Source organism: Devosia sp. (assembly GCF_028290625.1).
GTDB lineage: Bacteria > Pseudomonadota > Alphaproteobacteria > Rhizobiales > Devosiaceae > Devosia.
In genome coordinates this window covers 59,351-76,860 of sequence record NZ_JAQGJM010000024.1, presented here as the reverse complement: position 1 = coordinate 76,860, position 17,510 = coordinate 59,351, and the positions used below count along the sequence as shown (strand labels likewise).

Genomic DNA, 17,510 nt, shown 5'->3' with positions numbered 1-17,510 from the left:
GTAGGGAGGTTCTTGAGATGAAACGTCACGTTGCTCTTGTCTTCGCCCTTCTGTCCATGGCCGCTCCGGCCCTGGCGCAGGACAGCCCCGATGCCGTCGTCGCCGGGACCGTCCCCTTTGAAATGAAGGTGTTAGCCACCGGTCTTGAAGGGCCGTGGGAGCTGACCTGGGGGCCTGACAACTATCTCTGGGTCACCGAACGCACAGCCGGCCGCATCGATCGCATCAACCCCGCCGACGGTAGCAAGACCACGCTGATCGATATCGAAGAAGTCTCCGCGCCCGGCGGGCAGGACGGCCTGCTGGGCTTGGCGCTGCATCCCGACCTGCTCAGGGGAACCGGCAACGATTACGTCTATACCGCCTATACCTATGTCGATGACGCGCGCGGCGCCGATCCGGTGGTTACCGATCCCGCCAGCCCCTATCGCTTCCTCTATACCAAGATCGTCCGCCTGACCTACGATGCGGCGACCGACAAGCTGATCGATCCGGTGGACCTCATCGTCGGCCTGCCGGCGAGCAGCGACCACAATTCGGGCCGCATGAAGATCGGTCCGGACGGCAAGCTCTATTACACCATCGGCGATGGCGGTAAAGACCAGCTCGGCAATTGGTGCCAGCCGATCGAAGCCCAGCGCCTGCCCACAGCGGACGAACTCGCCGCCAAGGATTTCATCGCCTATCAGGGTAAGTCCCTGCGGCTCGATCTGGATGGCTCGATCCCCGCCGACAATCCGCAGATCGACGGCGTGGTGAGCCACATTTTCACCTATGGCCACCGCAATATGCAGGGCATCGACTTCGCCCCCGACGGCACGCTGTATGCCTCGGAGCAGGGTCCCAAGACCGATGACGAGGTCAATATCCTGGTCCCCGGCGGCAATTTTGGTTGGCCGCACGTGGCGGGCTTCCGCGATGACAAAGCCTATCAATATGCCCGCTGGAAGGACGCCACGACGCCCTGCGAACAGCTCCAGTTCTCCGATATCACCATCGATCCTTCCGTTCCCGTCGAGGACGAAACGAGCTGGACCGAGCCGATGCAGGACCCGCTGGCGACCCTGTTCACCGTGCCCAGCGACTGGGATTTCACCGATCCGGTCTGCAAGGGCGTGGATTTCATCTGCTGGCCGACCGTGGCGGCGTCCAGCATCCAGACCTACATGCCCACCGGCGAAGGCATTCCCGGCTGGGAGAATTCGCTGATCGTCACCACGCTCAAGCGTGGCTCGATTTACCGCCTGCCGCTCGCCGCCGATGGCAAGTCCCTGCGCGGTCCGATCGAGCGCTATTTCCAGTCTGAAAACCGCTTCCGTGACGTCGCCCTCAGCCCCGACAGCAAGACCATTTATGTCGCGACCGATCCGGGCGGGCTGGCTGAAGCGCTGGCCGGCGGCACCACCACCACGATGCAAAACCCCGGCTCGATCCTGGTGTTCAGCTATACCGGCAAGACTGCTTCGACTACGGCGCCGACTTCGGAGGCTCTCATGGTCGTGCCGGGCGAAGCCGCTGCCGCGGCCGGCCTGCCGCCGAGCTTCACAGCCGCCCAGGCCGATCGTGGCAAGATCGCCTACAATGCCAACTGCGTGTCCTGTCACGGCCAGAACCTGATCAGCGCCACCTATGGCACACCTTTGGCTGGCGAGTATTTTGCCGGCAACTGGAATGGCAAATCGGTGGGTGACCTTTACCGCAAGGCGCACGACACCATGCCTCCGTCGCGTCCGGGGACGCTGCCGGCCAGCGATTACGCCGACATCATCGCCTATGTCCTGTCAGTCAATGGACTTGCGGCGGGGGACGCCGAACTGCCGCCCGATCCGGCCACGCTCGACGGCATGACCATCATCACAGGTGCTGCCCAGTGAGCGAACACGTTCTCAAATGGGCGCATGGCGAAGCGGTGGTCTTGTCGACCGCCGCGGTGCTGGCCGATTGCCGCTTCGATCTGGGCGGCAAGTCGTTCCGGCCATTTGCGCGCGCGCCCTGGATGGGCACCGTGACCGACATGTCCGTCATCGGCCATCTGCGCGAGCTGGGCGGTGATTTCGTCTGCGTCCCGATGGGCTCGGGCGGACCGGCGCCGGGTGCGCCGCCCGAATGGGCCGCGCTGATGGACCGCCCGCGCGACTGGCCGATCCATGGTCCCGCCGCCGACGAGGAATGGACCGTCGTCTCCGCCGATGCATCCTCGGTGACGCTGGCGCTCGACTATCCCGAAACCTCGCCGGTGCTGCGCCTCGAACGCCGTGTGGCGGCTCGCCCGAATGCGCCTGCGCTGGATTCGACGCTGACCATCTTCGCCCGCCGGGCAGCGCCCCTCTCGGTCGGCTTGCATCCGATTTTTCGGCTGCCTGAGCAGGCGGGGCGGCTGCGGCTCGAGGCCGAGTTCGCCTTCGGGCTGGTGCATCCGCGCCAGGTCGCGGGGGAGCAGGAATTTTCCAGTCTCGCCGCCGTACCGCAAGCCAATGGCCCGGTAGACCTGAGCCATCCGCCGCTACGCAGTCAGAAAAACCTCAATGTCCAGCTCTGCGGAATGCGCAGCCCGATGAAAGCCACCTGGCTCGATGAAGGGGCGGGCATGATCCTCGACTGGGACCGCACGCAACTGCCGTCGCTACAGATCTGGCACACCAACCGTGGCGTCGAGGCGCCGCCCTGGAACGGCCAATATCGTGGCCTCGGGCTCGAGCCGATCGCGGCGGCCTTCGATCTCAACGACGCCATCTCGACCGGACCCAATCCGATCAACCGGCGGGGCGTCGCCACCGCCATCGAAATCCGCCCCGAAACACCCACCATTATTCGCCACAGTGTGGTGGCATTTTTGAGCTGAAGGAGGCTGCTGCGATCACTTTTTTCCCGACCAAGGCGAGAATTGCAACGTTACAATTTCGCGCGTTGACTCGGGATATCCCTACGGCTAATCATTGATGGCATAATAATAAAACCGGGTTGTCATGCTGGCGCTGGCAACACTGGTTCGGAGGAGCGCCAGACCGGCCGCAACGGGATAAATGTCCTGTGACGGCTGGCGGTTCGAATATTGTTTTTTCGATCGCGATGACTGTTCTGACGAACCTGTGTTCGGCGGACGATGTTTTTATGACTTCATCAATCGAGAAAAGCAACATGATAATCTATTGCGTCGGTGGCGATGTATTCGCGATTGGCGCGAGAAAATAAGCGATCCGGGTAACTTGAGGTTGCCGAGGGCAGGGGAGGACGAGGAGCCGCGCGCGAGCGGCAATTTCTGCAAGTTCGGCGCGCAAGCGTCTCCATCCACTGACAGACAAAGGGAGAGAGCTGTCACATGGTCAAATTCAAACTCGCTACAGCACTAGCAGTGCTTGCACTGGCGTTTACGCCAGTCGCGACGTTCGCGCAGGATGCCGCGCCCGTCGCCGCTACCGAAATCGTGCCCACCAGCCCGCTGGCGGACGTGCCGCGCGACCAGACGGTCATTCTGGGTTGGGGCGTTTCCGGTGGCTCGTCCATCGGCACCACCAATCCATGGGTTCTGCCCGGCTACACCCATCAGGAAGGCAACAACCTGATGTGGGAGCCGCTGATGTACTTCGGCATCTACAAGAACGAGTTCATCCCGTGGCTGGCCGACAGCATGGACTATACCGACGACACCTTCACCGCGTTGGAAATCAAGCTCAACAAGGACGCGAAGTGGTCGGATGGCTCGCCCGTGACCTCCAAGGACGTGGTCTACACGTTCGAAGGCCAGATCAAGTATGAGACGCTGCCCTACCATGTGCAGTTCGCCGAGCTGGTGAAAAGCGTTACCGCCAAGGACGACCTCACCATCGAGGTAACGTTCAACGCGCCCGCACCGCGCTTCAAGTTCGAAGTGCTGACGGAAAAGTTCGACACCGGCATTCCAATCGTGCCAGCCGGCTATCTGTCGGAACAGGCCGATCCGACCAAGGCGCCGGGCCGCGACGCGATTCCTCATTCCGGGCCATTTGATATCGTCGCCTGGAACACCAACCAGAAGATCTTCAACCTGCGTGAGGACTGGTGGGCTGTCAAAGCCGGCCGTATGGCCGAACCGGCTGTGAAGCGTGTGGTTGTGGTCAATATCCTCAACCAGCCGATGGATACGGTCGCCCAGCGCATCGTCAACAACGAGTTTGACTCGTCGGTGGACATGCGGGCCCAGATCATCGGCAACATCCTGCAGCAGAACCCCGAAGTTCAGTCCTGGACCGGCACCGAGTCGCCCTATGGCTATCTCGACTGGTGGCCGAACTCGCTGTGGATGAACGACCAGCTCGAGCCCTACAGCGATCCGAACGTGCGCAAGGCCATCAGCCTCGCCATCAACCGCGACCAGATCAATGAAGTGCTCTACGAGGGTGCGAAGATCGCTACGATCTATCCATTCCCGCTCTACCCGAACCTGCAGGCCTTCGCCGACTCGCCTGAAGTCAAGGCCGAGGAAGCCAAGTACGAACCCGGCAAGTACGACCTCGAAGAAAGCGCCAAGCTGATGGAAGCAGCTGGCTGGGCCAAGAATGGCGACGACCTGTGGGAGAAGGACGGCAAGACGTTCGACGCCACCATCCAGGCCTTCGAAAACATCCACGGCGACATCGCCCCGATCCTGGCCGAAATGCTGCGTCAGGCGGGCTTTGACTCCAACGTGAACTTCGGTACCGACGCCTATCAGAACATGGTCGACGGCAAGGCCGGCCTCTACATGTTCGGTCATGGCGCCAGCCTGTTCGACCCGTTCGAAGCGCTCAACCTCTTCAACGGCAAGTATAGCAACGCCATCGGTTCATCGGCCGGCAATAACCGGTTCTCGCGCTATTCCAACCCTGAATACGATGCCCTGCTCGAGAGCATCCAGTCGCTCGACTCGAAGGATCCGAAGTTCATCGCCGGTGCCGCTCGGGCTCTGGGGATCTACTGGCGCGATACCATCGACGTCCCGGTCATCCAGTGGCTGCACCGTATTCCGTACAACAACCACTATTGGAAGAACTGGCCGTCCTCGACCAATGTCGGGATGGGTACGAACGGCGCGTTCTGGGCTCACACCGGAATGCTGGTCATCACCGGGCTGCAGCCTTCAGGCGCCAAGTAGTCCGCACTCCAGGGTTACGCGCCGGTGGCGCGTAACCCCTCCTGCCGGCCAAGACCTTTCGGGATTAGTCCATTGAACTTCAAGATCGTCGTGAAACGCCTGCTGTTTTTCGTCCTGGTCGTCTGGGCCGCCTCGACCATAGTGTTCTTCATTCCGCGCCTGTCATCGCGCAACGCCATTCGCGAACGCTTCGGCGAACTGGCCCGCACCGGCGGTTTCTCGCCCGGTGATATTGAAAAAATGATCGCCTCCATGCAGCAGCAGTTCGGCCTCGATAAGCCGATGCTGGAGCAATACTGGCAGTATCTCGGCAATATCTCGCGGTTGGATTTCGGCTACTCGCTCAGCAAATATCCATCCACCGCAACCGAGGTCATCGCCCAGGCGCTGCCATGGACCATCGGGCTATTGCTGGTCACCACCGTTGTCAGTTTTGTCCTCGGAACCCTGCTTGGCGCAGTTGCGGCTTGGCCCAAGGCTCCGGGCTGGCTCCGTTCCCTCGCGACACCATTCATCCTGCTGACCGGCGTGCCACCGGTGATCATGGGCATTCTCTTGCTGTTCTTCATCGGCTTCCGCCTGAAATGGCTGCCGCTCGGCGGTGCCTACTCGGCTGGCATCGTGCCGACCTGGTCCTGGTCATTCTTCCTCGACCTGATGCAGCACCAAATCCTGCCCGCGCTGGCCCTGATCTTCGGTTCGGTGGGCGGCTGGGTGCTCTCCATGCGCGGCATGGGCATCACCATACAAGGCGAGGACTACGTCAATTTCGCCGAGCATAAGGGACTGACCGGGGGGCGCATCTTCAGGGACTACTACCTTCGGAACGCCCTGCTGCCGCAGGTGACCGGCCTTGCGCTGGCGCTCGGCACCGTCATCACCTCGGCGGTGATCGTCGAAGGCATATTCGGCCTGCCGGGCATTGGCACGGCGTTGAACCTGGCCATCCGCGCCAACGACTTCCCGGTAATCTATGGCATCGTGATTTTCATCACCATCGCCATCGCGGCGCTGATGACGATCCTCGAGTTCGTCTACCCGCTGCTCGATCCCCGAATTCGGGCCAATTAGGAGATCATCATGGCAAACATCACCATGGTTTCCCCCGTCAACCAGCCCAGCAATGTCGTCCTGTTCTTCCGCTATCTGCGCCGCAACAAGGGGTTGGCGCTCGGGGTCATCATTCTCGTCGCGTTGTTTCTGTTCACAGTGATCGGCCTGATGGTGGTTAATCCCAAGCATGCCTATCCGCTGTCGGCCGGCCTCAAGCAGGCCCCGAGCCTCAAATATCCGTTCGGCACCGATTTCTTCGGCCGCGACCTGCTGGCGGCCATGGTGGTGGGCATGTGGCAAACCGCCTTCATAGGCCTGCTCGCCGGCGGCATCGGCACGCTAGTCGGCGTGGTCCTGGGGTTCACCTCGGCCTATTTTGGCGGCTGGGTCGACTCGACCGTTCGCACTATCTGCCAGATCCTGACGCCGATCCCGGTGCTGCTGATCCAGGTCGTGGTGGCCGGCTCGCTCGACAAGCGCGACGTGACCATCTTCACCATGGCCCTCATCGTTGCCATGCTTGCATGGATGGGGCCGACCCTGGTGATCCGCGCCCAGGTGATGACCATGAAGGAGCGGCAATTCGTTGCCGTCGCCAAGCTCTCCGGCGTCAGCGACATGGGCATCATCTTCCGCGAAATTCTGCCCAATCTGCTGCCGTTCATCGCCGCGGCCTTTGTCGGCCAGGTGTTTTCGGCGGTGTTCGCCTCGTTCTACCTGGCCGTTCTCGGCCTCGGGCCGCTGCGCGAACCGCTGCTGGGCAATATCATCTGGGCCGCGCAAAGCCAGGGTGCCTTCTTCAACGGTTGGTGGTGGTGGCCTCTGGAGCCCGCCTTCGCGATGATCCTGATCCTGGGCGCGCTTGCCCTGGTGAATATGGGCCTCGACGAACTCGCCAATCCCCGCGTACGCAGGTCGGAATAGACAATGATGATGGACACAAAAGCCGCAGGCGCGCAGGCCGGCTCGCGCAATGCCACCGCAGCCTACGACGCGGCCAGCGCCAAATCCGTGCTGCAGGTCAAGGGCCTCGAAGTCACCTACTACACCGACCTTGGCCGGGCCAAGGCGCTGGACGATGTCAGCTTCACGCTCGGCGCCGGCGAGAAACTCGGTATGGTCGGGGAATCGGGCTCCGGTAAAAGCACCATGGCCCTAGCCATGATGCGCATGATCAAGCCACCGGGGCGCATCGAAGGCGGCAGCGTCATCGTCGACGGTACCGACCTGATGGCGCTCGATGACGACACTATGCGCCGCGCCCGTCTCGACAAGATCGCCTATATCCCACAGGGCGCGATGAACTCGCTCAACCCGGTGACGCGCATCGGCGCGCAGATGGTCGATGCGATCAAATCCCATATGCCGCGGGAAGGCCGCTCGGCGATCATGGATCGCTGCATGCACGCGCTGCGCTCCGTCGATCTGGATTCCGGCGTGTTCCGCATGTACGCCCATGAACTCTCCGGCGGCATGAAGCAGCGCGTCTGCATCGCCATCGGTATTCTGCTCGAACCCAAGGTCATCATCGCCGACGAGCCGACCAGCGCGCTCGACGTGGTGACCCAGCGGCAGGTGATGGAAACCATCGATCGGGTGCAGGACCAGATCAACGCCGCCGTCATCCTGATCGGCCACGATATGGGCCTGATGGCCCAGTTCGTCGACAAGGTTGCGGTGATGTATGCCGGGCGCCTCGTTGAGGTGGCCAGTGTGCGCGAAATGTTCACCGACCCCAAGCATCCCTATTCGCAGGCGCTGATTTCGAGCCTGCCCAATCTCGACAACAAAGGCGTGTTCCAGGGCATTCCGGGCCTCGCGCCGTCGCTGCTGCGCTTGCCGAGCGGTTGCGCGTTCCACCCGCGCTGTCCCCATGCCGAGGAATTGCAGCGCACGGTGCGTCCAGAATCCGTAACCCTAGCCGGCGGGCGAACCGTCACCTGCCACCTCTATGCGGAGGAGGGCCAGCGTCATGTCTAACCTGCTCGAACTCAAGAACGTCTCCAAGGTCTACCAGCGCGGCATCATCAGCCCGCATGCCAATATCGCTCTGCGCGATATCTCGTTGACCCTCAAGGAAGACGAGCCGACCATCATGACGGTGGCCGGCGAGAGCGGCAGCGGCAAGACCACGCTTGCCATGCTGCTGCTGGGTTTCATCACCGCGACGACCGGGGAAATCCTCTACCGCGGCAAGAACATTGCCGGTCTCACCGGCAAGGACCGCCTGGCCTATCGCCGCGAAGTGCAGGCGGTGTTCCAGGACCCCTTTGCCGTCTTCAATCCGTTCTACACCGTCGATCATCTGCTCACTGTGCCGATCAAGCGGTTCAAGCTGGCCCGCAATAAGACCGATGCACGCAATCGCATGGAGGAGGCGCTGACCGCCGTCGGCCTGCGCCCCGAAGACATTCTCGGGCGTTTCCCGCACCAGCTTTCGGGCGGCCAGCGTCAGCGTATCAACGTCGCGCGCGCCCTGCTGCTCAAGCCGCGCCTGCTGATCGCGGACGAACCGGTGTCGATGGTCGACGCCTCGTTGCGCGCCAATATCCTGGAAACGCTGCGCAATTTGCAGCGCGACCATGGCGTGTCGATCATCTACATCACCCATGACCTGACCACGGCCTATCACATCGCCAAGTCGATCATCGTGCTCTATCGCGGCGGGGTGATGGAGGCCGGCGACGTCGATGCGGTGATCAAGTCGCCGCAGCATCCTTATACCCAGCTTCTGGTGGATTCGATCCCGTGGCCCAATCTGAACCAGCGCTGGGGCGAACACCCGATCATTGCGCGCGAGGCCGATAGCGTCAGCACCGGATGCCCGTTCCGCGCACGGTGTCCGAAGGCGATGGAGATTTGCAAGACGCGTCCGCCGCTGTTCCAGATCAACCCCAGTCAGGCCGCTGCGTGCTACCTGCACGACAAACAGCCCGAGATCGTGGCCGAGCGGCTTTCCGAACTGCTGCCGGCCTGATCAAATCATCCCAACTTATGCATGGTCGTCCACGGCCACGCGCCAGTCTTTGCTGAGTGAGGTTTTATGCTCGAAATTGCCGAATTCATTTCCCCGGCGCCGTCCCCGGTGTGGAAGCTTGCCCAGCAGGCGGGCGTCAATCTCGCCGTAGGCGGGCTGCCATTCGATACGCTGCAGGCGGGTGAGACCGTTGGCGATCTTGCGCCGCTCCAGCGCATGAAGCAGGTCTATGAGGACGCCGGTTTTGAGCTGCGTGTTATCGAGTCCCGCCCACCGCTCAATAAGGCCAAGCGCGGATTGCCCGGTCGCGACGAAGAGATCGCCGTGGTCTGCAACCTGCTCGAAAGCATGGGCAAGCTCGGCATTCCCGTCTGGTGCTACGAGTGGATGACCGATTTCAACTGGGTGCGCACCAATATGGCCACGCCGTCGCGCGGTGGCTCGGTGGTGACCAGTTTTGACATCAACGACGTGCCCGCCGATCTGACCAAGGAGCCACCGATCGATGAGGAGGCTCTGTGGACCAACCTCGACTATTTCCTGCGCAAGGTGCTGCCGGTCGCCGAGCGGGCGGGGGTCAAACTCTCCATGCATCCGGACGATCCCCCGTTGTCGCCGATCCGTGGCGTGGGGCGCATCATGCGCTCGATCGAAAACTACCAGCGCCTGATTGAACTGGTCCCCAGCCCGATGAACACCATCACGCTGTGCCAGGGCAATTTCACCCTGATGACCGACGACCTGCCGCGTGAAATCCGCAAGTTCGGCAAGAAGATTTCGTTCATCCACTTCCGCGACGTGCGCGGCGTGCCCACCAAGTTCGAGGAAACCTGGCACGACGCCGGCAAGACCGACATGCTGGCCTGCATGAAAGCCTATCGGGACATCGGTTTTGATGGCGTGCTGCGACCCGATCATGTGCCGACGGTCGAGGGCGACAGCAATGCCAATGCCGGCTATTCGGCGTTCGGGCGGCTCTATGCCATCGGCTATATCCGCGGCCTGCAGGAAGCCGTCTACAGCGGGAGCGCTTCATGAAGATTGCCTTGACCGGAGCCAGCGGCCGGGTCGGCCGCGGCATTGCCGCGCTCGCCGTGGCGCAGGGCCACAGCATCGTGGGTATCGACCGCGTGCCCAAGCACGAGGAACTGCCGGATTCCGTCACCTTCATCCAGGCCGAAATGGACGACTATGACGCCCTGGTAGCGGCGTTCGCCGGCTGCGACGCGCTGATCCATATGGCGGCCATTCCCTCGCCCGGCCGGCAACCCGATCATGTCGTGCACAACAACAATGTCGTTGGTAGCTACAATGCCCTTCGCGCTGCCGCCGAAAACGGCATCATGCGGATTTGCCAGGCCTCCAGCGTCAACGCTATCGGCCACGCCTATAGCCGGCACCCGCGCTATGACTTCTTCCCGCTTGACGAGACCCACGCCAACTACAGTGAAGACCCCTATAGCCTCTCGAAATGGATCTGCGAGCAGCAGGCGGACGCTTTCGTGCGCCGCTACGACGGCATGACCATCGCCAGCATGCGGTTTCACTACGTGGTGCCGGAGCGGGAAATGGCGGCGCGGGTCTATCCGGCCCACGGTCCCAATGTCGATAAACACCTCTGGGCCTGGACCAACCTCAACGCCGCCGCCGACGCATGCCTGCGCAGCGTGAATTCCACCTTCAAAGGGCACGAGGTGTTCTACATCGTCTCGCCGACCACGACCGTGGAAGTGCCGAGTCTCGACCTCGCGGCACGCTATTTCCCCGACATTCCCGTCACCGGGGACCTGAGCGGGTTGAGCAGCTTCTTCAGCTCGGCCAAGGCCGAACGCCTGCTCGGCTGGAACCACGACGCCGCAATGGTGCAAGCGCGGTAGGAAATCGCATCGCCACCGAAACTACAGGTGGTGAGGCTTGAGCACCAGCTCGAGCCTCATTGCCACGTCGTCGACAGATGGGCCTCGGCCGCTGAAAATGATCGCTATCGTTCTTCGCGGATGTGTTGTTGTAGATTATGCTAACCGGCGATGAAGAAATCCGAATCTGGTGCGGCCAAGCCTTATTATCAAATCGTGCGCGAAGTCCTTGCGAGCAACGTCGCTCAGGGGAATTTGCCGGCGGGAACGCGGCTGCTGACCTCGGCGGTTGCGGACCGGCTGGGGGTTAGCCGGCCGCCGGTCAAGCGGGCGCTGGAGCTTTTGGCGCAGGACGGCGTGGTGACGGCGCTCAGCTCGCAAGGCTATGTCGTGGGGCAGGGCGCGCTGGCGCAGGCGCCGGGGCGCACCAATCTACACCGGCTTACACTCGACCTGCCGGAAGAACTGGGCAGCAGCCTGGGCCAGGCGAGCTGGGAACGGATTTTTGAAGCCGTCGAAGCCGATGTGATGAACTGCATCCCGTTCGGCACCTTCCAGATTTCGGAGGCCTCGATCGGCGACTATTTCGACGTCAGCCGTACCGTGGTGCGCGATGTGCTGTCGCGCATGGATGCGCGCGGGCTGATCGCCAAGGATCGCTCGTCCCATTGGATTGCGGGGCCTTTTGGCGCGCGCATGCTGGACGAGGCTCATGAAGTGCGCCGGCTGATCGAGCCGAGCGCGCTGGCGGCGGCGATGGCCTATCTGGATCAGAAAGCGGCTCTTGCGGCGCGCGCCAGCCTGAATGCCGCACTGACACAGGCGGGCGCCATGTCCCAGGCATCGGTGGACCGGATCGAGGCCGATTTGCACATCGAATGCCTGCGACCCCTGCGCAACAAACGGTTGGCGCAGGCGGTGCGGCTGAGCCAGATCTCGCTGGTGATCAATCGCCTGTTCGGCACCTATATCGGTGTGCATGACGAGACCGACATGCTGCGCGAGCATGCCTTGGTGCTGGATCATATGCTGCTGGGCGACAGCGAAGGCGCGCTGGTGGCGATGCGGCATCATCTTGACGCCGACCATGCGCGGGCGCGGGCGCGACTCAAGGTCCTGTCGGTGTTCGATGCCCCCGAAATATCCCCTTACCTGACGCGGGTGCATTAGTGGCGCCTCGGACCAAGTTGCGGGTTATCGGCCGCAGCGAAGTGCTGCCCAAGCCGGTGCTCGAGGCGGCGGCGCGCGATCTCGATTTCGATATCGAGTTCGAGCTGATCGACAGCGTCAAGGGCCTGCAACGCGTGGTGACGCGGCCCGACACCTTCGATGTCTATCACCAGTGGCATACGGTGGATCTGGTCTGGACGGCTCGTGCGATCCAGGCGATCGACCTGCGGCGTATTCATAATGGGGCACAGATCAAGGGCAAGGCGTTGGCGCGGCAGGGCGATGTGCGCGCCATCGGCTCGGTGTTCGACCAATTGTTCCGCCAGCCGTCAGGGCTGCTCGGCGCGACGCCCAGCGACGAAGTCGTCATGCTGCCGCTGCTGCATGGCGTGGACGCGTTCGGCTATCTGCCCTCGGCGCTCAAGGAATGGCCCGAGGGGACCCCTAATAGCTGGGGCTGGCTGCTCGATCCGCGCCTGCAGGGCCGCGTCGCTATCATGAGCGACCCGGTGCTGGGCATGATCGAGGCGGCGCTGGCGGTCGAGGCGGCGGAGGGCGTGAGTTTTGCCGATGTGGGCAACCTTTCCATCGAGGAGATCGATCTGGTGGTCGACATCCTGTTGCACAAAAAGAAGATTGGCCACTTCAAGACTATCTGGGGCAATTATCAGGATGCGGCGCGGTCGATGCAACGCGGAGCTGTGTTGCAATCGATGTTTTCGCCCGCCATCGCCGTGTTGCGGCGCCAGGGCATCCCGGTGATCTGCGCCGTGCCGCAGGAAGGCTATCGCGGCTGGCACGTCGATTTGTGCATTTCCTCGGCTGCCCAGGGCGAACAACTGGACGCGGCTTACGCCTATCTGAACTGGTGGATGAACGGGAAAGGCGGGGCCATCGTGGCCCGGCAGGGCTATTACTTCGTGCTGCCCGATCTGGTGCGCCCGCATTTGAGCGCTGCGGAATGGGACTATTGGTATGCCGGCAAGCCCGCCGAAACCACGCTGACCGATCCGACGGGCGCAGCCGCCATCGCGCCGGGCGAAGTGCGCGAGGGCGGCTCCTATTTCGAGCGCATGTCGCGGGTGCGGGTGTGGAACGCCTTCATGGACGAGCACAGTTATCTGGTGCGGCGCTGGCGGGAATTTCTCGAGGGGTGAAGGGGCCGCGCCTTGGGGCGCGACCCCACCCCGGCGTCGCCGGGCAGGGCGACAGCCGGTATCAGTGTTTCTAGGCCGAGCGGCGGGCCTGGGTTGCGGTGGTGTCGAGCGTGCCGTTGATGATCACCACGCCATATTCGTTGGCCGCAATCTCAGGGGAAATGAAGCCTTCCAGCACGTCGGAGACGACCGAGGCCGGATCGCGCTCGCGCGGATTGCCATAGCCGCCGCCGCTCGGGCCCTGCGAGATCAGGTGATCGCCCGCCTTGATCTTGTGATAGGGCACCTTGGAGGCCAGTTGCGTTTCGCCGCCGGCCTTGTGGATCAGCCGCAACGAGGCATTGTAACCATCGGCGCCGCCGTCATAGCCCCAAGGCTTGTACTTGTGGCCATCGCCCTCGACCGAGAAGGCTCCGTCGGACAGGAAGGTGAACTCGCGGATCGTACCGATGCCGCCACGTGTGCGGCCGGCGGCCATCGAATTTTCGCGCAGTTCATAGCGGTCCACTCGGATGGGCAGGTGGGACTCGATATCCTCGATCGGATTGTTGCGGGTGTTGGCAAACAGCGTATCGACGGCGTCCATGCCGTCCGAGCCGAAACGGCCGCCATAGCTGCCCTCGAGAATTTCCATATGCACCCATTGCTTGCCGGCCTCGGTGCCTGAAAAGGCGACGACGCGCAGATTGCCGATGCCGGCCGAAATCTGCTCGGGCACCGCCTGGGCCAGTGCCTTCATCACCGTATCGGCCAGCGCATTGCCAGGGCAGAAGCGGGCGATCACCGGCGCCGGGAAGATCGGATTGGCAAGGCTGCCGAGCGGGGCCACAATGGTGATGGGACGGCTCAGGCCCTCGTTCTGGGGGATGGCGCCATACAGCACGCTATCCAGCAGGATCGAGCGCAGCGTCAGCCAGATCGAAATATCGACCGTGCCGACCAGCGGCATGTTGATCGGCCGGTCGGGCAATTGCGGGGCCGTGCCTGTGAGGTCCACCGTCAGGCTATCGCCGCGCACCTTGAGGGTTACGGCGATCGGCAAATCCTTGCGGGTCGGATCGGCGTCGTCGAGGAAGCCGTCGATGAAGGTGGTGGCTGCGTAATCGCCATCGGGCAGGGCCGCGATCGCGGTGCGCATCAGACGTTCGGAATAATCCAGCAGGTCCTCGAAGGCATCCATGACGGTCTTGAGGCTATATTGGTTGACCAGCGCCAGGAACCGCTCGGCGCCGATCTGGGCCGTCTGGACCTGAGCTTCCATATCGCCCACGACCAGCGCCGAGGCGCGAATATTGTCGCGCAGGATCGACCACACCGCTTCATTGCGCTTGCCGGCTTCCACCACCTTAATGGCCTTGAATTGCAGGCCCTCGGCATAGGTATCGACGGCATCCACGATGCCGGTGCTGCCGGGTGTGGAGGCGCCGATATCGAGATGGTGCGCCGTGGTGACGGACCAGCCGATCAGCTGGTTGTCGAGGAATACCGGCACCGCAAAGCCCACGTCGGGGCCGTGGCTGGCGCCGCCATAGGGGTCGTTATGCATGATGACGTCGCCCGGCTGGACCGTTTGGCCGCGCGCCTTCAACTGCTTGAGAATGCCGCGCACATAACCGGGGATCGGGCCCGACTGCAGCGGCGTGCTCATCTTGCACTCGCACATCTGGCGGCCGGTGGCGTCGGTCAACGCGGTGCCGAAATCCTCGCTTTCGCGGATGATGCTGGAATAGCTCATGCGCATCAGCTTGTGGCCCATCTCGATGGCGATGTTCTCCAGCGCGCCCTGGATCACGGCGCCGGTGACGGCATCGACGCGGGTGGCGGCTGCGGTTTGCTCGGTCATTTGCTGTCTCCCAGCGTGATGAGGATGGAGCCCGACGGATCGACCACGGCGCTGCAATAGGGCGTCATGACGGTCGTGGAATCCTTCTGCAGGATGATGGCGGGACCATTGAAGCGCTCGCCCAGGGGCAGTTTCTCGCGGTGATAGACGGGCGTGTCGAAGGTCTGCAAGGTGCCATCGATGCGGAACACGCTGGGGCGGGTGTGCACCAGCGCCTCGGCCAGCGAACCGCCTGCCGGGGGCTTGAGCTTGGTGATCTTGGGCATCTTGCCGATGCCGCTGACGCGCAGGTTGACGATCTCGATCGGGCTGGTAGGGAAGGCATGGCCATATTCGGCCGCGTGGACACGGTGGAACGCCGCGAAAACCTCTTCCATGCCCGCTTCGGTGATCTCGCCGGCTGGGAAGGCGATCTTGAGCTCATAGCCCTGGCCGACATAGCGAAGATCGCCGGTGCGCTGGAACGACACGTCGGCACTGGCAATCTTGTCGGCCGCGAACTGGGCCGAGAGTTCGGTTTCCATCGCGACGCAGTCAGTGTTGATGCGCGTCAGGTCGATGGCGCCCGACACCTGGAATTGCGTCCGGGTCAGGTCATACTTGAGGTCGGTGGTCAGCAGGCCCATGGCCGAAGTAATGCCGGGGAAGGGCGGCACAATGACCTCGGGAATGCCGAGCATCTTGGCCACTTCCACGCCATGCAGCGGCCCCGCGCCACCAAAGGCGACTAGCGCGAAGCCGCGCGGATCGATGCCCTTCTGCACGGTGCGCGAGCGAATAGCGTTGCCCATGTTGGAATTGATGATGGTGAGAATGCCCTCGGCGGTCTCGTTGAGCGATAGACCCAGCTTCTGCGCCAGTTCGCCGACCACTTCAGTTGCTGCCTCGGCATCCAGCTTCATGCTGCCACCCAGGAAGTCCTGCGGGACCAGGCGCCCAAGCACCAGATTGGCGTCGGTCACCGTGGGCTCCTTGCCGCCGTGGCCATAGGCGGCGGGACCGGGCACGGCACCTGCCGATTGCGGACCGACGCGGAAGGCGCCGCCACGGTCGACATGGGCGATCGAGCCGCCGCCGGCGCCGATAGTGTGAATGTCGATCATCGGCATCAGCAGCGGGAAGCCGGCAATCGAGGTCGAACGCGCATCGGTTTCGGCAAACACCCCATCGACGATGATGCCGATATCGGCGCTGGTGCCACCGATATCGAAGGTGATCAGCCGCGGCCGGTTGGTGATGTCACCGATCCATTTGCCGCCGAGCACACCGGCGGCGAGGCCGGACAGCAGGGTCAGCGTCGGCTTTTCGACCACCATCTTGGTGGTGGCGACGCCGCCGTTGGAGGCCATAATGCGCAGGTCGCCATGCACGCCATTGGTCTTCAGCGCGGTATCGAGATGGTCGATATAGCGATCGACCTTGGGGCCGATAAAGGCGGCCAGCGCGGCGGTGGTGAAGCGCTCGAATTCGCGGAACTGCGGGGAGATGAAGGCCGATGTGGTGACGAATGCGTCGGGCATCACCGCCTCGACGATCGCCTTGGCCTCAAGTTCGTGCGCTGGGTTGAGATAGGAGAACAGGAAGCAGATGGCGACCGACTCGACGCCCTCGGCCTTGAGCTCCTCGGCGGCGCGGCGGACGGCATCGCGGTCCAGCGGAACCAACTCTTCGCCCGTGGGCGGGATCAGGCGCCCGCCGACAGTCTTGCGATGCTGGCGCTTGACCAGTGGGCGCGCCTGCCAGGGCAATTCCTGGATGATCGAATAGTGCTCGACACGCTGGTGGCGCGCGATGTGAATGATGTCGCGGAAGCCCTCATTGGTGATCATGCCGGCCTTGGCGCCTTTGTTTTCCAGCACCGCATTGGTGGCGGTCGTAGTGCCATGGAAAACATAGTCGATGCTTGCCGGATCGACGCCACTGGCGGCGCAGAGTTCGGTGATGCCCGTCATCACGCCGCGGGAAGGGTCATCCGGGGTGGTTGCGACCTTGTGGATGGCGATGTCGCCGTTGGTCATGTCGCAAAACACCAGGTCGGTAAACGTGCCGCCGACGTCCACGCCAATGGTCTTCATTCCAGTCTCCGCTCAGATCCGTGTTCAGCAGAGATACGGTACTATGGATGCATAGTCCATAATTTATCCGCAGACTTCCCTGTGGAATTTATCCGCTTGGCCACAGGCCGGCGGTCCGGCAATTGGGCCCGCATCCGTTGACAAATGCCCGTTGTGGTCAAGGAGGCTCCGGATTCACCGCTAAATGCTGCTTGTTTGAGCGGTATGATGCTTTATTATGCGCAGCTTGGCTATTAAGCATCGGAGCCGCCGTGGCGCGCCGAGAATCT

13 protein-coding genes are annotated in these 17,510 nt (G+C 62.7%); 11 read left to right on the top strand and 2 right to left on the bottom strand.

Features of this window, described 5'->3' with window-relative positions:
* The first annotated feature begins 17 nt into the window (after positions 1 to 17).
* The 11 genes from JWR51_RS13430 (at position 18) to JWR51_RS13380 (ending at position 13,323) form a co-directional block, all read left to right on the top strand.
* Positions 18 to 1,874: a glucose/sorbosone family PQQ-dependent dehydrogenase gene (locus JWR51_RS13430; protein ID WP_299748179.1), complete on the top strand. Its 1,857-nt coding sequence runs from the start codon at positions 18 to 20 to the stop codon at positions 1,872 to 1,874.
* Positions 1,871 to 2,842 carry a hypothetical protein gene (locus tag JWR51_RS13425; RefSeq protein WP_299748177.1) on the top strand — a complete coding sequence of 324 codons (972 nt, stop codon included), beginning with the start codon at positions 1,871 to 1,873 and terminating at the stop codon, positions 2,840 to 2,842. The genes JWR51_RS13430 and JWR51_RS13425 overlap by 4 nt, the downstream gene beginning before the upstream one ends.
* Positions 2,843 to 3,319: 477 nt before the next feature.
* Entirely contained in the window at positions 3,320 to 5,110 is a 1,791-nt protein-coding gene (locus tag JWR51_RS13420; protein ID WP_299748176.1) for an ABC transporter substrate-binding protein, read from the top strand.
* 72 nt (positions 5,111 to 5,182) lie between these two features.
* Complete coding sequence (locus tag JWR51_RS13415; RefSeq protein ID WP_299748174.1) at positions 5,183 to 6,181, top strand: ABC transporter permease; 999 nt, start codon at positions 5,183 to 5,185, stop codon at positions 6,179 to 6,181.
* 9 nt (positions 6,182 to 6,190) lie between these two features.
* Positions 6,191 to 7,087: an ABC transporter permease gene (locus tag JWR51_RS13410; protein ID WP_299748172.1), complete on the top strand. Its 897-nt coding sequence runs from the start codon at positions 6,191 to 6,193 to the stop codon at positions 7,085 to 7,087.
* A gap of 3 nt (positions 7,088 to 7,090) precedes the next feature.
* Positions 7,091 to 8,143, top strand: coding sequence for an ABC transporter ATP-binding protein (locus JWR51_RS13405; RefSeq protein WP_299748170.1), 1,053 nt, complete (start codon positions 7,091 to 7,093; stop codon positions 8,141 to 8,143).
* The gene (locus tag JWR51_RS13400; protein WP_299748168.1) at positions 8,136 to 9,140 is read left to right on the top strand and encodes an ABC transporter ATP-binding protein; all 1,005 of its coding nucleotides are present in this window, start codon (positions 8,136 to 8,138) and stop codon (positions 9,138 to 9,140) included. The genes JWR51_RS13405 and JWR51_RS13400 overlap by 8 nt, the downstream gene beginning before the upstream one ends.
* A 66-nt stretch (positions 9,141 to 9,206) precedes the next feature.
* On the top strand, positions 9,207 to 10,178 hold the full coding sequence (locus JWR51_RS13395; RefSeq protein ID WP_299748166.1) for a mannonate dehydratase: 972 nt from the start codon (positions 9,207 to 9,209) through the stop codon (positions 10,176 to 10,178).
* Entirely contained in the window at positions 10,175 to 11,017 is an 843-nt protein-coding gene (locus JWR51_RS13390) for an NAD(P)-dependent oxidoreductase (RefSeq protein WP_299748164.1), read from the top strand. Before JWR51_RS13395 ends, JWR51_RS13390 begins: the two co-directional genes overlap by 4 nt.
* A gap of 150 nt (positions 11,018 to 11,167) precedes the next feature.
* Entirely contained in the window at positions 11,168 to 12,166 is a 999-nt protein-coding gene (locus tag JWR51_RS13385; protein ID WP_299748162.1) for a GntR family transcriptional regulator, read from the top strand.
* The gene (locus JWR51_RS13380; protein ID WP_299748160.1) at positions 12,166 to 13,323 is read left to right on the top strand and encodes an ABC transporter substrate-binding protein; all 1,158 of its coding nucleotides are present in this window, start codon (positions 12,166 to 12,168) and stop codon (positions 13,321 to 13,323) included. The genes JWR51_RS13385 and JWR51_RS13380 overlap by 1 nt, the downstream gene beginning before the upstream one ends.
* A gap of 70 nt (positions 13,324 to 13,393) precedes the next feature.
* Here the strand turns inward: JWR51_RS13380 and JWR51_RS13375 are convergent, their stop codons facing one another.
* Both JWR51_RS13375 and JWR51_RS13370 read right to left on the bottom strand, forming a co-directional pair.
* Positions 13,394 to 15,166 (bottom strand): hydantoinase B/oxoprolinase family protein, encoded by a 1,773-nt coding sequence (locus JWR51_RS13375; RefSeq protein WP_299748158.1) that lies wholly within the window; start codon positions 15,164 to 15,166, stop codon positions 13,394 to 13,396.
* Complete coding sequence (locus tag JWR51_RS13370) at positions 15,163 to 17,241, bottom strand: hydantoinase/oxoprolinase family protein (RefSeq protein WP_299748157.1); 2,079 nt, start codon at positions 17,239 to 17,241, stop codon at positions 15,163 to 15,165. Before JWR51_RS13370 ends, JWR51_RS13375 begins: the two co-directional genes overlap by 4 nt.
* Positions 17,242 to 17,510 lie beyond the last annotated feature (269 nt).

What these genes read in the sequence shown, in the direction of transcription:
- JWR51_RS13430 (WP_299748179.1), top strand. Translation starts at nt 18, where the DNA reads ATGAAACGTCACGTTGCTCTTGTCTTCGCCCTTCTGTCCATGGCCGCT.
- JWR51_RS13420 (WP_299748176.1), top strand. Translation starts at nt 3,320, where the DNA reads ATGGTCAAATTCAAACTCGCTACAGCACTAGCAGTGCTTGCACTGGCG.
- JWR51_RS13410 (WP_299748172.1), top strand. Translation starts at nt 6,191, where the DNA reads ATGGCAAACATCACCATGGTTTCCCCCGTCAACCAGCCCAGCAATGTC.
- JWR51_RS13405 (WP_299748170.1), top strand. Translation starts at nt 7,091, where the DNA reads ATGATGATGGACACAAAAGCCGCAGGCGCGCAGGCCGGCTCGCGCAAT.
- JWR51_RS13400 (WP_299748168.1), top strand. Translation starts at nt 8,136, where the DNA reads ATGTCTAACCTGCTCGAACTCAAGAACGTCTCCAAGGTCTACCAGCGC.
- JWR51_RS13395 (WP_299748166.1), top strand. Translation starts at nt 9,207, where the DNA reads ATGCTCGAAATTGCCGAATTCATTTCCCCGGCGCCGTCCCCGGTGTGG.
- JWR51_RS13390 (WP_299748164.1), top strand. Translation starts at nt 10,175, where the DNA reads ATGAAGATTGCCTTGACCGGAGCCAGCGGCCGGGTCGGCCGCGGCATT.
- JWR51_RS13385 (WP_299748162.1), top strand. Translation starts at nt 11,168, where the DNA reads ATGAAGAAATCCGAATCTGGTGCGGCCAAGCCTTATTATCAAATCGTG.
- JWR51_RS13375 (WP_299748158.1), bottom strand. Translation starts at nt 15,166, where the DNA reads ATGACCGAGCAAACCGCAGCCGCCACCCGCGTCGATGCCGTCACCGGC.
- JWR51_RS13370 (WP_299748157.1), bottom strand. Translation starts at nt 17,241, where the DNA reads ATGAAGACCATTGGCGTGGACGTCGGCGGCACGTTTACCGACCTGGTG.